Source organism: Micromonospora sp. NPDC049836 (genome assembly GCF_044465125.1).
GTDB lineage: Bacteria > Actinomycetota > Actinomycetes > Mycobacteriales > Micromonosporaceae > Micromonospora.
Window position 1 is genome coordinate 84,103 of the sequence record NZ_JBITLH010000001.1, and the last position, 13,879, is coordinate 97,981.

General features: G+C 69.6%; 11 protein-coding genes. 7 read left to right on the forward strand and 4 right to left on the reverse strand.

Annotation, left to right across the window (positions count from 1 at the left end):
* Positions 1–5: 5 nt before the first annotated feature.
* From ACIBPB_RS00415 to ACIBPB_RS00430, 4 genes are all read right to left on the reverse strand, one after another.
* Positions 6–3,092, reverse strand: a complete 3,087-nt coding sequence (locus ACIBPB_RS00415; protein ID WP_396837505.1) for a hypothetical protein — start codon at positions 3,090–3,092, stop codon at positions 6–8.
* Positions 3,093–3,644: 552 nt separating this feature from the next.
* Positions 3,645–4,481, reverse strand: coding sequence for a hypothetical protein (locus tag ACIBPB_RS00420; RefSeq protein ID WP_396837506.1), 837 nt, complete (start codon positions 4,479–4,481; stop codon positions 3,645–3,647).
* Complete coding sequence (locus ACIBPB_RS00425) at positions 4,459–5,463, reverse strand: hypothetical protein (protein WP_396837507.1); 1,005 nt, start codon at positions 5,461–5,463, stop codon at positions 4,459–4,461. Before ACIBPB_RS00425 ends, ACIBPB_RS00420 begins: the two co-directional genes overlap by 23 nt.
* Before the next feature lie 118 nt (positions 5,464–5,581).
* A complete protein-coding gene (locus tag ACIBPB_RS00430) occupies positions 5,582–6,451 on the reverse strand; it encodes an SMP-30/gluconolactonase/LRE family protein (protein WP_396837508.1) in 870 nt (289 codons plus the stop codon).
* A gap of 278 nt (positions 6,452–6,729) precedes the next feature.
* Here ACIBPB_RS00430 and ACIBPB_RS00435 point away from each other — a divergent pair, with 278 nt between their 5' ends.
* The 7 genes from ACIBPB_RS00435 (at position 6,730) to ACIBPB_RS00465 (ending at position 13,835) form a co-directional block, all read left to right on the forward strand.
* Complete coding sequence (locus ACIBPB_RS00435) at positions 6,730–7,752, forward strand: substrate-binding domain-containing protein (protein ID WP_396837509.1); 1,023 nt, start codon at positions 6,730–6,732, stop codon at positions 7,750–7,752.
* 106 nt (positions 7,753–7,858) lie between these two features.
* The gene (locus tag ACIBPB_RS00440; RefSeq protein ID WP_396837510.1) at positions 7,859–9,355 is read left to right on the forward strand and encodes a sugar ABC transporter ATP-binding protein; all 1,497 of its coding nucleotides are present in this window, start codon (positions 7,859–7,861) and stop codon (positions 9,353–9,355) included.
* Positions 9,355–10,401, forward strand: a complete 1,047-nt coding sequence (locus ACIBPB_RS00445) for an ABC transporter permease (protein ID WP_396837511.1) — start codon at positions 9,355–9,357, stop codon at positions 10,399–10,401. The genes ACIBPB_RS00440 and ACIBPB_RS00445 overlap by 1 nt, the downstream gene beginning before the upstream one ends.
* Positions 10,398–11,168 carry an SDR family NAD(P)-dependent oxidoreductase gene (locus ACIBPB_RS00450; RefSeq protein WP_396837512.1) on the forward strand — a complete coding sequence of 257 codons (771 nt, stop codon included), beginning with the start codon at positions 10,398–10,400 and terminating at the stop codon, positions 11,166–11,168. The genes ACIBPB_RS00445 and ACIBPB_RS00450 overlap by 4 nt, the downstream gene beginning before the upstream one ends.
* Entirely contained in the window at positions 11,165–11,857 is a 693-nt protein-coding gene (locus ACIBPB_RS00455) for a FadR/GntR family transcriptional regulator (RefSeq protein WP_396837513.1), read from the forward strand. The genes ACIBPB_RS00450 and ACIBPB_RS00455 overlap by 4 nt, the downstream gene beginning before the upstream one ends.
* The gene (gene dgoD / locus ACIBPB_RS00460; protein WP_396837514.1) at positions 11,854–12,999 is read left to right on the forward strand and encodes a galactonate dehydratase; all 1,146 of its coding nucleotides are present in this window, start codon (positions 11,854–11,856) and stop codon (positions 12,997–12,999) included. Before ACIBPB_RS00455 ends, dgoD begins: the two co-directional genes overlap by 4 nt.
* Positions 12,993–13,835 (forward strand): hypothetical protein, encoded by an 843-nt coding sequence (locus tag ACIBPB_RS00465; RefSeq protein WP_396837515.1) that lies wholly within the window; start codon positions 12,993–12,995, stop codon positions 13,833–13,835. The genes dgoD and ACIBPB_RS00465 overlap by 7 nt, the downstream gene beginning before the upstream one ends.
* Positions 13,836–13,879: the final 44 nt, after the last annotated feature.

The window sequence follows — 13,879 nt, forward strand, 5'->3', positions numbered from 1 at the left end:
GATCCTCAGTTGACGAGACGGGTGGCGAGCATGTCGGCGACGTCGGCCGGGACGTCCTGGTAGCGAAGAAGCCGGCGGTCCTTGATCGGCGTCGGTGGCCGCCCCGCGCACAGGACCGCCGCCCGGCCGTACAGCCCGGGCAAGTCAGCGCCGAGCGGCACGTCAAGCACTCGTGCTGCTGGGTCGTATGCCAGCAGCGGCCGTCTGGCCCGCAGCGCCTCCAGGTGCTTAACCAGTTGCGCCGTTCCTACCCGCGCCGTTCCGTTCACGAGGTCCGACTCTCGTCGCATTACGTAGGTGCTGCCGAACGACTCAAGGCGGAAGGCGCCCAACGCCTCGGCGTGATGCTGGGGGACCCAGGCGGCGGAGCCGAGGTGGAATTGTTGGATCCGGCGGGCACCCGGCATGGTGACTGCCGGCAGCGCTGCCCCCAACGCGCTGAGGTCCGGTGCCGCGCGGAGAATGGCCCGCGCGGCGTCCTCGGCGACCGTGACGTCGCCCATCGCGTCAGCCAGCTCCTGAGCAGCCATAGGCGACAGCCCGCTGAGGGTCCGTCGGCGCGGTCCGGGGCCCGTCGTCTCGACGCGGACCTTGCCCCCAGCTCCGTCCGCCAGTTCCTCAAGAGTTTCGAGGTAGCTTGGCGGCCAGTAGCCCGTCAGCAGGTAGGCACCGTCGGCGAGCTGAGCAAAGGCAGGGGGTGCAATCTCCCACTCAACCGGCTCAAGAGTCCGCTCGTCCCGTCGGACTGCGATGTGGGCAAGGGCCTCCAGAGTCCGAGTGAACGAGTCGACGAAGAGCAGCGAACCCTCGATTTGCAGCGCGATGCGCTCAAGAGCAGACATCGCGCCACCACCGGCGTGCATGAGCGCGTCCAGGCCAACGTCCCAGGTCAAAGGCTCCGCCTGCACCGGCTCGATGTCGTGGACGTCAACACGATACTTAGCCTCAACCTTGTCACGGGCCCGCTTGCTGCTCTGGGCGGCCCAGTGATTGTTCGGGAACCGCTTCACCAGACCGCAGTTGCGGCACACCCCGGATACAAACGCCGTGCTCGCGTACGGCAGTTCGTAGTAGTGGGCTCCGGTGACGAGACACGACGCCGGGTCAGGGGTAGTCAAGACCGCGCTCGCCACCTCGCCGTACTCGATTCGCCGGCGCTGCGTCCACCAGACGGAGCGGGGTGCCCGCGCGGTTAGGGACAGCGGCGGCGCCTCGGTCGCGACGGCCCCGTCGATAACGGGCGACGAGACTTCCTCGTAGTGTTCCGCGCTTAGCGCAGACCACCCCTGGTGGACTGCGGGCTGCTGCGCCAAGCGCCGGCTGCGGCTCCACATCGCGAGGTCTACGGAGTCAGCCGACCGCAGCAGGAAGGGCAGGCGCTGCGTTGGATCGTTCCCGTCGTCGACAAAGAGCAGGGCCTCATAGTCACCGACGGGGAGATGCTCATCGGCGGTATGCAGGATCAGCGCCGCACCGTCGGCCTCACGTTCGCAGACCACCCGGTCCAGGGCGCCTGTGTCCACGTCGCCCTCGAGGTTCTCGACGTCTCGGCGCGCCACCCGAAGCCGGATGTGCTCTGCCCCGGCCGACACTGCGCGGATCTCAGGCGGTGCGTACGCCGAGAACTTTCGCAGCCGCCCCGGCAGTTTGAGTCCCTCGGCGAAGGCCAGCTGAGAAGACACCGACGGCAGCAGTACGTTAATGTCGGCGCGCGCTCGGGACCTGATCTCGGGCGGTAGCAAGCCCAGGATCTGCACATCCCGGAAGAGCACCCAGCCGACCGGCACTCCCTCCGATCCGCCGTCCACGCGTTGGAATCCCGAACGAGCTACCTGCTCCAGCACCTTTGCGACCTCCCCCGCGAGCGCATCGGATGCGAAGATCAGGCCGTCTTCGGCCAGCTGCAACCGCTCAGCTTCGAGGAACAGGCCGAGAGTTTCGTCCTTGCGCAGCGGCACCACTCGTCGAGGCCGCCGTTGGATTGTCTGGTCATCCTCGCCAGACAGAACGAGCACGCCGTCGAGGATCGATGACTTCTCGAGGCCAGCCGGGCGCGGAAGGCGGTGCCACCCATTCACCCACGGCATAAAGTCGAGGACGGGCTTCTCGTCGCCGACCGCGCTGTCGATCTGCATACTGCGAGGCTCAGGGGGCCCAGGAATACGAGCGACGACGCTGATCTCCACGCTGCTGCCGAAGATGCCGGACCGAGTCAAGGCAACGAGCCTAACCTCGCCGCGGGGCCGACCCGCCCCAGCCGACAGCGGGGTTACCTCGACCCCTCCGCCGTCCCAGTTCTGCAACTCGAGCGAGACGACGCTTGCGATGCGTTCTCGCGTTGCCGCATGCCGGGTCCAGAGCGTAGCGAGATTCTTGCTGATCGGAGGTGGGTCTCGTCGGATCCATTCGTCTAGGAGAGGCTGCACCTCGTGGGGTGCCACTTCCTGCCCAGGATGAAGCCCGTAGTCGGTGAAGAATCTCGGCAACTTGCTGCGGTCATGCTCGCGAACCAGAGCCTGCGAGATGGAGAGACCGATGTATCGGTGAGAGACGGCCACGGCCGAAGGGAGGCCTCGCATGCCGTCCAACCCGGTTAGCCAGGTCGATAGCACATTCCAGAAGAACACGACGTGCTGGCGGTAATGCGACTTGAGCCGCTGCTTCTCGTGCTCATCCCTGACGCCGAGGAGCTGAGCAAGCCTGCCGAAGTAGTTGTTGGGCCCCATGTCGGCATCGCGGCCCATCCGCTCGGCAGCCATGCTGAACACGGCCAGCAGAGCCAGGACAGGGGGTGGATTGAGATCTGGACGGGATGTATGGGCAGTGCGTCGCCAAGTTCCTAGCCAGGTGGTGAGATGCGTAAAGACCTCAACGAAGGTCCCGCTGCGGCTCCCGCCGAGCCGCAGCACCTCCCGTACAGCTGTGGCCAGCGCCTCCTCGACCTCGTCAGATGGGGTCCCGGTCTTCTCGGCGAGCAACGGAACTGTGTCGTTGTCTAGGTCGATGTATACGGGCTGACCCCCAAGCTCTTCTGAAAAGAAGACCTCGGCGATAGCTCCATTCCAGGCGTCGTACGCTTCCCAGCGAGACATCCTAGATCCCTTCCTGCAGAACGTGCGCAAGTTGCGGCAGGGCCTTGCGCCTTGCAGCGGTTGCGCGCTCGACGGCAGCGCGCATGACAGGTGTCGACTTGCGTGCCACGCACGGCAAGAGGTCGACGACGCCACGGTCATCGCCGGAGCGCACGTCTGTCAGAACCGCCAAGAGCACGCGCCCCGCCTCGGCCCGAGGCGGCAAAGCCAGCTCGGTAAGCACCGTCACCCCACTTCCCACTGACGGTGCCCGGACCATATCGCCCTGAGTCCTGCCAGCGGGACCCCCAACTGATCAGCCGTTTAGCCGGTCCGCGCCGCCCTGTTTGCGCTGTCAATAGCCTCGGAAGTTGATATTGCTGTGGTGCAAGTAGTCGTGGGCCAGCAACCGTTTGACCTGGTCAGTCGCCGTAATGGCCCACGCCTCGTAGCGAGCGACACGGCTAGAGGCGAATGACAATGAGCCCTTTTGGGGTGGGCAAGGCGGGTGGGAAGCACGCCAAACTGTCCGAGATCCGACATCCCGAACCAGAGGTGTCTCGCGACCAGGGACTACCTGGCCGACACCACCTGGCGGACCAGGGCCTGCATCCGCGTCCGGTCCGCAGAGTTGGCAGACATCTGCTTGAGACCGGCCGCTGCGGGCGTGCCGAAGAACCGGTGCAGCACGTCGGCGGCCTGGCGCCCGGTGACGCTGGTCGGCCAGTCCGCGGCTCGCAACCCGGCGGCGTACGCCGCATGGATGAGCCGCCACAGGTCGACCGCGTCCTTGGCGGCGAACCGGCCCCGGTAGGCGACGGCCTTCAGACAGAGCGCGGACGTCACGTCCGGGAGCGCGAGGCGCAGGCTCAGGTCTACACCGCTGGTGAGCTGGACGCGGACGTCCAGCAACTCGGCGGGGCGATGCAGGGCGAGTATGAGGCCGGGCACCTCGTCGACCACGAGGTCCCCGTGGCGCTGGTTGGGTACCAGTGCACCCTGGTACGACGGCGCGAGGATGTCGATCACCAGGCTCAGTTGGCCGTCTGGATCGTCCGTGTCGCGCGCGAACCGGTTGGCTGCCTCCCGGGATCGGTAGCCGCGCTCGATGAGAGCTGCCGGGAGGCGAGGGTCGGCGATGACGGTGGGCAACGCGGCGAAGTCGGCATCAGCGGTCTCGCGCATCGGCACCTGCGCGGAGACCCCGTGTAGCGCCACGAGCAGCGTGACCATGTGGCCACCGACGATCCGGTAGTCGAGGTCAAGGGAGGTGGTGATGTGGGCCAGGTCCGCGAGCGTCAGAAATCCGGCGTCGGCGGCCCGGCTGGTGGAGACGAGGAGACAGGTCGAGGCTCGGCCGGGACCGGACGCGCTGGCATCTGACCCGTCATGCCGCGTACCCCCGCTCACGGTGACGGCGGCGGAGCGCGTCCCACACGCGCTCCGCCGCCTCCTCGCTGTCGGGGCCCGGCGAACGCCGCACGTCCCAGAGGATCTGCAGTGGGTCGGCAAGGGGAAGACCGACCGTTACCTCCTCCACGGACGGCTGCCACAGCCCGGGGTCCTTCGGCACGGTGAATTCGAGCGTTGCCTCCTCCTCGCCTGCGGGGACAAAGCCCGCACCGGCCAGGTCCACGCCGGTACGGGCGTAGAGCATGGCGCGAGCCGGGGCACGCCAGGGAGCGATGAGGTCAGCCGCGACATCTCCGGATACCGCCACGCCGGGCCGATCGGCTGCCGCGACCAACTCGACCACCGCCCGGGCCTGCTCAACGACTGGCGGCAAGCCGTACCAGTACGTGCTGATCCCACCCGGCCCGGGATAGCTCCCCAACCACCACCGGATCGCCGCATCGATGTCCCGGACCGTCCACCCGTTCGACGTGCGGTGCGCGATCTCCTCCTCGGCAAGGGCACGCAGGGCCTGGGACACCCGGGGCTGGGAGACGCCGGCGAGGGCGGCCAGTTCCTGCTGGCTGGCGTACGGACGCTGAATCATCCGGCGAATCAGGGTGAAGGTGCCCCACGGCACCTGGCCGGGCTTGGCGGACCGCTTAACCGCTTCTGCCGGAGGCTGCAGTGCGATCCGTTCCCTGCCGATGCGCAGCACCCCCGTAATCCGCTGCCCGCCCTCGGCCAGCCAGGACCAGCCCGCCGCCTCCACTGCTTCTCGAACGCCGGGCGTGGCCGCCGGAACGATGATCAGACAAGGTTCAGCATGGCGGCTGACCAGGGCAGCGATGTCACGAGGGCTCAGCGGGGTTGGGGACGCAATGACGGTCAGCGTGGCGCGGGTGTTGCCGTACGTCAGCTCGACGCGGTCCGCGTCGCGCGGAATGAGCGCGACTCCGGCTTCCGTCAGCGCCTGCCAAGCGGTCGTCGATATAAGCATTACCCGGACTCCTTCGGTAATACTTATACACCCCGTGGGTCAGGCTCGTCGCTGAACAGGCGCGCCACGCCGTCACCGTTGCGACCTCAATGCGCCTCAATCCGGCATCGCCTGCTCGTCACCCGGCAAAGGGCTGCGCCGGGAGGCCGACGCCGGCGTCCGGGAGCACGAGCACGGAGCCGGCGAGCGGTTGATCGGCCAGCGACGCGTCGTCGAGTCCGTGGCGTGCGGTGGTGATGAAGAGATCCGTCAGGGCCGGACCGCCGAACGCACAGGCGGTCGGTTGGCTGACCGGCACCCGGATGATGCGGTCGAGCGTGCCGTCGGGGGTGTACCGGTGCACGGCCGAACCGCCCCACAGGGCCACCCAGACACAGCCGTCGGCATCGACCGTCAGCCCGTCCGGCGCCCCGCCACCGGCGTCGACGGTGGCCAGCGGCCGGCGGTCGTGGACCAGGCCGGTGTGAACGTCGACGTCGAAGACGTCGATGCGGTTGGTCGCGGTGTCCACGTAGTACATGCGGCACCCGTCCGGGCTCCAGCCGAGGCCGTTGCTGATGGTGACGTCGTCGAGGACGACAACCGTGTCGCCGGCGGCGTCCACCCGCCGCAGCGCGCCGCCGCCCGGCGCGGCGTCGTAGCGCATCGTCCCGGCCCACAGCCGCCCGGTGGGGTCGACGGCGGCGTCGTTGCCCCGCACGCCGTCCTCCGGCCAGGTGACCAGCCAGTCGAAGCTGCCAGCTGAGTCGTACCGGCCGATGCCGTCACGCAGGTTGACGACCAGGCCGCCGGCGGTTCGCGGCTTGGCTGCGCCGACGTGTTGATCCGTCCGGAGCACGTCGTCGGCTCCGGTGGCGGGATCGAGCTGGTGCACCTCGCCGTCGAGAACGTTTACCCAGATCAGGCGGCTCGCCGCCGGGTTCCAGGTCGGCCCCTCGCCCAGGTCCGCCTCGACCCGTTGGGCGACATCAAGCTTGCTGATCGTCACGGCTTGCCCTCGTTTCAGTCCCGCCATGCTGGCCCCTCCGCACCCGTACCGGTGGGCGGACACGATAGCCCGCGGTCGGCGTCCCCACCGGCCAGGCACGACGCCCCCGGGGCCCATTATTGCTTTTTTATGAATACTTCTTGACGGGCCTGTTACCGGCTGCCAGGGTGATCAACGCCTCGGCGCGCAGGGCGCCGGCCAGATGGGGTCGATGTAGGCCACGGCGCTAGGTGGTGCCGAGGGCAGTCGGTCGCCGTACTGAAAGGAGCTCGTGCGTCATGAAGCGCACCCGTTGGGCGGCGGCCTCCGCCGCCGCCCTCGCCCTCGCCTCGATGCTCACCGCGTGTTCGTCTGGGCAGGCCGACACCGCCGCCGGCAGCGGCGACAGCAAGCCGAAATCCGGCAAGATCAAGATCGCCTACCTGCAGAAGCAGGGCGACCAGCAGTACTTCGTGGACGAAGGCGCCGGCGCCAAGGCCAAGGCGACCGAGCTGGGCGACGTCGAGGTCAGCATGTTCGACCTGGGCACCGACTCGGACAAGGCGATCAACGCTCTCGACCAGGTCATCGCGCAGAAGTTCGACGCCATCGCCATCGTCGTACCCGACCAGCTCATCGGCCCCCAGGTCATCGACAAGGCGAAGCAGGCCGGCATCCCCCTGATCGCCTCGGACGACGTCATCAAGGACGCCGCCGGCGCCGAGGCGCCGTTCGCCGGCTTCGACGGCACCGCCATGGGCGAGAAGGTCGGGACCGAGGCGGGCACGCTGTTCAAGCAGTCCGGCTGGTCGGCGGCCGACACCCGGATCATCAGTGCCTACAAGCAGGACCTGTCGGTGTGCCAGGACCGGGTCAACGCCGCGGACAAGGCCTTTGCGGCGGCCGCGGGCGCCGAGGTCAAGGTGATCAAGCTCGGCACCGACAACTCCGCCGTCGACGCCCAGAACAAGACCGGAGCGCTGGTCACCGCGAACGCCGGCGTCAAGCACTGGATCGTCTACGGCTGCAACGACGAGAACGTCTCCGGCGTGGTGACCGCGCTGGCGAACGCCCGCTTCGGCGCCACCGACGTGATCGGTGTCGGCCTCGGCGCCTACCTCGCCTGCAAGGACTGGCAGGCGGGCACCGCGAGCGGTTTCAAGTCAGCTCTGTTCATCGACGGGCGCGAGGTCGGTGCGTCCGCGGTGCAGGCACTGGTCAAGAAGGTGCGCGACGGTGTCGACCTGCCGGCCAAGACCGTGGCCAACACCGCGATCGTGAACAAGGACACGTGGCAGTCCGCCGGGGTCAAGTGCAGCTAGCGCGGGGAGCCGGTGCTGGGGCGGGAGATCCGGTATCCCACCCCGGCACCGCCCTGTTCGACAGCGATTGATCTCCCTGCCGACCTACCCGAGAGGAGGTGTCCCTGTGCTGCGTCTTCGCGGTCTCTCGAAGAGCTTCGCAGGCCTGCCTGCCCTGCGCGACGTCAGCATCGACTGCAACCCCGGCGAGGTGCTCGCGCTCATGGGCGAGAACGGTGCCGGCAAGTCGACCCTGCTGAAGATCCTGGCCGGCGAACATGTGCCGGACAGCGGAACCGTCGAACTCGACAACGAGCCGCTGCCGCTGGGATCCCCCACCAAGGCCCGGCGCGCCGGTATCCGGATCATCAGCCAGGAGCCGGAGATCATCCGCGACGTCTCCGTGGCCGAGAACATCTTCGTCGGCAACGTGTCCACGGGCGGTGGACGCCGGTTCGACCGGAAGAGGCTGACCGCCGCGGCCGACGAACATCTGCGCCGGCTCGGCTTTGCGGGACTGCTCCAGCCGGAGGCGCGGGGTCAGGATCTCTCCCCGGCCCAGCGCCAACTGGTCGAGATCGCCCGTGCGCTGGTGGACACGCCCAAGGTGCTCGCCCTCGACGAGCCGACCTCGTCGCTGACCGACCGGGAGGCCGACGCCCTGTTCGCGCTGGTCCGGCAATTGCGGGACAGTGGCGTCGCGGTGATCTACGTGTCCCACCGGATGGCCGAGATCTTCCAGCTCGCCGACCGGATCGCCGTCCTCCGCGACGGTGCGCTGGTCGGCGAGAGGTCCACGGCCGCGACGGCGGAGAACGAGGTCGTCCGGCTCATGGTCGGCCGTGATCTGTCCGGCATGTTCGTGCGCGCGCACGCCGCCGACGAACGGGTGGTGCTCACCCTCGAGGACGTCACCACCGACGACGTCAGCGGGATCAGCCTCCAGGTCCGGGCCGGTGAGGTCGTCGGCCTCGCCGGGCTCGTCGGCGCCGGACGCTCGGAACTGGCCCGAGCCATCTTCGGCGACGTTCCCCTCCGTTCTGGTCGGGTGCTCGTCGACGGACAGCCGATCGAGCTGCGCTCGCCGCGCGATGCCATCAATGCCGGGATCGGGCTCGCCCCCGAGGAGCGCAAGGCGGACGCGCTGCTGCTCGAGCGCTCCGTGCGGGACAACGCGTCGCTGGCCGTCCTCGACCGCCTCAGCAGATTCCGCTTCGTCCGCCGCGGCGCGGAACGTGAGCTCGTCGAGGGCCTCGCCACCCGACTCCGCGTGCGTACCCCGTCGATCGAGCACGAGGTCAGGAAGTTGTCCGGCGGCAACCAGCAGAAGACGGTGCTGGTCCGCTGGCTGGCCCGCAAGCCGAAGGTACTCATCCTCGACGAACCGACTCGTGGCGTGGACGTGGGCGCGAAGGCGGAGATCTACGCGACCATCGACGCGCTTGCCGCCGAGGGCGTCGCCGTGCTCGTCGTCTCCTCTGAGCTGCCGGAGGTCCTCGGCCTCTCGGACCGAATTGTCGTCATGCAGAACGGCCGAATCACGGGCGAGCTGACCCGCGGCGAGGCGACCGAAGAACGCGTTCTCGCCCTCGCCATGGCCGACCACCTGACCGGAGCTTCCTGATGACCCAGACACAGAACGACCAGCGACTGGACCACGCGGCCGAGCCCGGAGCCGCGGGTACGAACGGGGCCGCCGCGCGGTTCGCCCGGCTCCGGGTTCCCTTCAACCAGAACACGTCGCTGCTGATCGCGCTCGCCGTGCTCGTCACGATCATCGGAGTTCAGGCGCCCGAGTTCTTCGGCTCGGCCAACCTGCGCACGATCGGCACCACGATCGCCATCGCCGGTGTCCTCGCGGTCGCCCAGACCATCGTGATCATCATCGGTGGCCTGGACATCTCGGTCGGCTCGATCACCGGCCTCACGTCGGTGACCTGCGCGATGGTCTTCACCTCCGCCGGCGGCCCGTTCCCCGGCCTGCTGTCCGCGCTCGCCGCGGGCCTCGCGTGCGGGCTCGTCAACGGCGTCATCATCGTGTACGGCCGGGTCAACCCGGTGATCGCCACGCTCGCCACGCTCGCCGCCTACAAGGGCATCGCGCAGTTGATCTCGGACGGCCGGGCGCAGGGCTACACCGGCGCCGACCCCATCTTCATCTTCATCGCGCGCGGCTCGATCGCCGGCATCCCCACGCTCATCTGGGTGTTCGCCCTGATCGCGGTGGCCGCGCACGTACTGCTCAAGTACACCGACATCGGCCGGAACCTGTACGCCATCGGCGGCAACGACAAGGCGGCCCGGCTCGCCGGCGTCAACCTGAACCGCTACATCATCGCCGCCTACTGCCTCACCGGCGTCGTCGCCGGCTTCGCGGGCATCCTGCTGACCGCCAAGACCGGCTCGGGGCAGCCGGTGTCCGGCAGCGAAGGACTCGAGCTGTACTCCATCACCGCCGCCGCCCTCGGTGGGTGCGCGATGCAGGGCGGTCGCGGCACGATCCCCGGCACCGTCCTCGCCCTCGTCCTGCTCGGCGTCCTCGAGAACGGGCTCAACATCCTCGGCGTCAACTCCTTCTGGCAGAACGTCGCCAAGGGAAGCCTCCTCGTCGCCGCCGTCGTGATCCAGCAGCGGCGCTCCGGCGAACGACGGATCGGCCTGCCCCGGTGAGCCAGGGACCCACGCCCCCCGTGCCCGGCGGCCGGGGCCTGCTCTCCGGTCGGGTCGCGGTCGTCACCGGCGCGGCCTCCGGAATCGGTGCCGCCGTCGTGGACCGCTTCACCGCCGAGGGCGCAGCGGTGATCGCCGTGGACCGGGTACCCGATGTGACCGGCTCCGACGCCGCGTCGGTCCGGCGGCTGGTCGGTGACGTGTCCCAGGCCGCGACGTGGGAGGCCGCCGCCGACCTCGCCCGAGCCGAGTTCGGGCGTCTCGACGTCCTGTTCTCCAACGCCGCCGCGATGGTCACGGCCCCCGCGCACGAACTCGACGAGGCGGACTGGGACCGGCAGCTCGCGGTCAACCTCAAGGCCGCCTACCTCGGTGTGCGCTCGTGCCTCGGGCTCCTGCGCGCCAGCGGCCACGGGTCGGTGGTGCTCACGTCCTCGGTGCACGCCACACACGGGCTGCCCGGCCATCCCGCGTACGCGGCGTCGAAGGGTGGGCTCCTCGCGCTGGCCCGTCAGCTCGCGGTCGAGTACGGACCGGACGTCCGGGTCAACGCCGTCGTGCCCGGGCCCATCCTCACGCCGGTCTGGGACGGCATCGACCAGGCTGCCCGCGACCGCAGCGTCGCGGCTACCGCGGCGCACCGGTTCGGCCGTCCCGACGAGGTCGCGGCCGCGGTCGCGTTCCTCGCCAGCGACGAGAGCTCGTACATCACCGGCACTACGATCACCATCGACGGCGGCTGGTCGGCAAAGAAGGACTCGGCGTGAGCAACTACCCGGACCGTGGCCTCCACGGGCACCTCGTGCGGGAGGTCGGTCGCCGCATCATCTCCGGCGAGTTCCCACCCGCCGCGACCATCGAGATCGACCGCCTGGAGCGGGAGTACGACGTGAGCCTCACCGTGGTGCGCGAGGCGATGCGCGTCCTCGCCGCGAAGGGCCTCGTCGACGCCCGGCCGAAGCGCGGCACCTTCGTTCGGCCACGCACGGACTGGAGTCTGCTGGACCCGGACGTCCTGCAGTGGCAGTTCGAGGGCGCCGACAATGACGCGTTCCTCGCCAACCTGGCGGAGGTACGGCTCATCGTCGAACCGCAGGGAGCCCGCCTCGCCGCGGCCCGCCGAACCGAGGCCGACCTGGACGCGCTCGAGGCCGCGCTCGCATCCGTGACGGCGGACACCACCACCGAGACCGTCATCGACGCCGACCTCGCGTTTCACCGCGCTCTGCTCGCCGCGACACACAACGAGCTGCTCGTCCGGATGGAACACATCATCGAGATCGGACTACGCACGCGGGATCTCATCGTGCACGCCCAGGGCCACCGCGACGACTTCCTACCGCCCCACCGAGCGGTGCTGGACGCGGTACGGGCCGCCGACGGCGACCGCGCCGAGCAGGCCATGCGGGCACTGCTGGAGCAGGCCGCGCGCGACGAGCGCCAGCTGCGCCCATGAAGATCACCCGCATCGAGACCTTCCTCGTGCCACCGCGTTGGCTGTTCTGCCGCATCGAGACCGACGACGGCGTGGTCGGCTGGGGCGAACCGGTCGTCGAGGGGCGCGCCGAGCCCGTACGGGCCGCCGTCGAGGTGCTCGCCGAGCAGCTCGTCGGGCAGGATCCGCTGCGCATCGAGGACCACTGGCAGGTGCTGACCAAGGGTGGGTTCTACCGTGGCGGACCCGTGCTGTCGTCCGCCGTCGCCGGGATCGACCAGGCCCTGTGGGACATCGCCGGCAAGACCTACGGCGCCCCCGTACACGCACTGCTCGGTGGCCCCGTACGTGACCGGGTCCGGATGTACGCCTGGGTCGGCGGCGACGAGCCCGCGGAGCTCGCGGAGGCACTCACGGCACAGGTCGAGGCCGGCTTCACCGCGGTCAAGATGAACGCCACCGGCCGGTTCCCGAGGAGCGGATCCCTCGGCGACATCCGCGCCGTCGTCGAGCGCGCGACCCTCGCGCGCGACGTGCTCGGACCGTCCCGGGACTTCGCCCTCGACTTCCACGGCCGGGTCACGGCGGCCGACGCCCGCCGCGTGCTCCCGCTGCTCGAGGAGCTGTACCCGCTGTTCGCCGAGGAACCGGTGGTGCCCGAGCACTCGCACCGGCTGCGGGACGTCGTGGCAGCCACGACGATCCCGATCGCGACCGGCGAACGCCTCTACTCGCGGTCGGAATTCCTGCCCGTCCTCCAGGCCGGCGTGACCGTGGTCCAACCTGACCTCTCCCACGCCGGCGGCATCTCCGAGACCCGGCGCATCGCGGCCCTGGCCGAGACGTACGGCGTACACCTCGCGCCCCACTGCCCGCTCGGACCCATCGCGCTGGCAGCCAGCCTGCAGGTCGCGCTCGCGACGCCGAACCACCTCATCCAGGAGCACAGCATCGGCATCCACTACCACACGGACGCCGGGCTGCTCGACTACCTGGTCGACCCCGCGGTCTTCACGTTCGTGGCCGGGTACGCGCGGCGGCTCGAGCGGCCCGGCCTGGGCATCGAGGTGGACGAGACCGCCGTACGGCGTGCCGACCGGGCCGGCCACGCCTGGCGCAACCCCATCTGGCGACACGACGACGGCTCGTTCGCCGAATGGTAGGCGACACCCCGGCGGCCAGGCGGGTCTCGCTGACCGCGGAGGTCGACCTCGCCCGTGGCGGTCGCTGGACCTCGCTGGCCGGCGGTGGCCGCGAATGGCTGTGGTCCCGCCCGGATCCGGCGCGCGGGCACGCCCGGCCCGGCGCGGATTTTGTCGATGTGGGTGGGCTCGAGGAGTGCGTCCCGACCGTACGCGGCAGGCCGGACCACGGAAGTGCGTGGTCGCGACCGTGGCGGCACGACGAGGGAGATGCCGTCGTCGACTGCGCCGATTTCGTGCTGCGCCGCCGGATCGAGCACGTCGACGGGGCCGTTGTCGCGTCGTACCGACTGTCGGCGGACCCGGGCTACCGCTTCCTGTGGGCGGGCCACGCGTTGCTCGACGTGTCGGATTCGGCCCGACTCGTCGCCCCACCTGGCACGCCGGCGCTGGTCTACTCCGAGGCTGCGGCCATCCTCGGCGATGCGTGGACGACCGGCGCCACGACGATGACGGGAAGCTGGCCGGAGCCGCTGGGGTTGCCACTGTCCCAGCTCGGACCGGCCGACGGCTCGGCGGTGGGGGCGATCCTCGGGTGCGCCGACGTACGCGTCACCGACGGGGCGGACACACTCCGGATGCGGCTCGAGGTGGACAACCAGCCGGCCGGTACGGCGCTGTGGCGCAACCTCGGCGGTTTTCCTTCATCGGCGCCGTACCGCAGCATCGGAGTCGAACCGATGCTCGGCAGCGTCTTCGACCTGGCCGAGGCCGCACCACACGAAGCGGCGACGGTGCCGGCGTCCGGTGACGTCGCGTGGCGGCTCGTCATCTCCGCCGAGCGGACCGACCGATGACCGCGCTGTCCCGGGCGGCCGGTGGCCGCCGACACCTCGTCGGC

Excerpts from the sequence above, each read along its gene's own strand:
- dgoD (WP_396837514.1), top strand. The coding sequence starts at position 11,854 with ATGAAGATCACCCGCATCGAGACCTTCCTCGTGCCACCGCGTTGGCTG.
- ACIBPB_RS00415 (WP_396837505.1), bottom strand. The coding sequence starts at position 3,092 with ATGTCTCGCTGGGAAGCGTACGACGCCTGGAATGGAGCTATCGCCGAG.
- ACIBPB_RS00465 (WP_396837515.1), top strand. The coding sequence starts at position 12,993 with ATGGTAGGCGACACCCCGGCGGCCAGGCGGGTCTCGCTGACCGCGGAG.
- ACIBPB_RS00445 (WP_396837511.1), top strand. The coding sequence starts at position 9,355 with ATGACCCAGACACAGAACGACCAGCGACTGGACCACGCGGCCGAGCCC.
- ACIBPB_RS00435 (WP_396837509.1), top strand. The coding sequence starts at position 6,730 with ATGAAGCGCACCCGTTGGGCGGCGGCCTCCGCCGCCGCCCTCGCCCTC.
- ACIBPB_RS00425 (WP_396837507.1), bottom strand. The coding sequence starts at position 5,463 with ATGCTTATATCGACGACCGCTTGGCAGGCGCTGACGGAAGCCGGAGTC.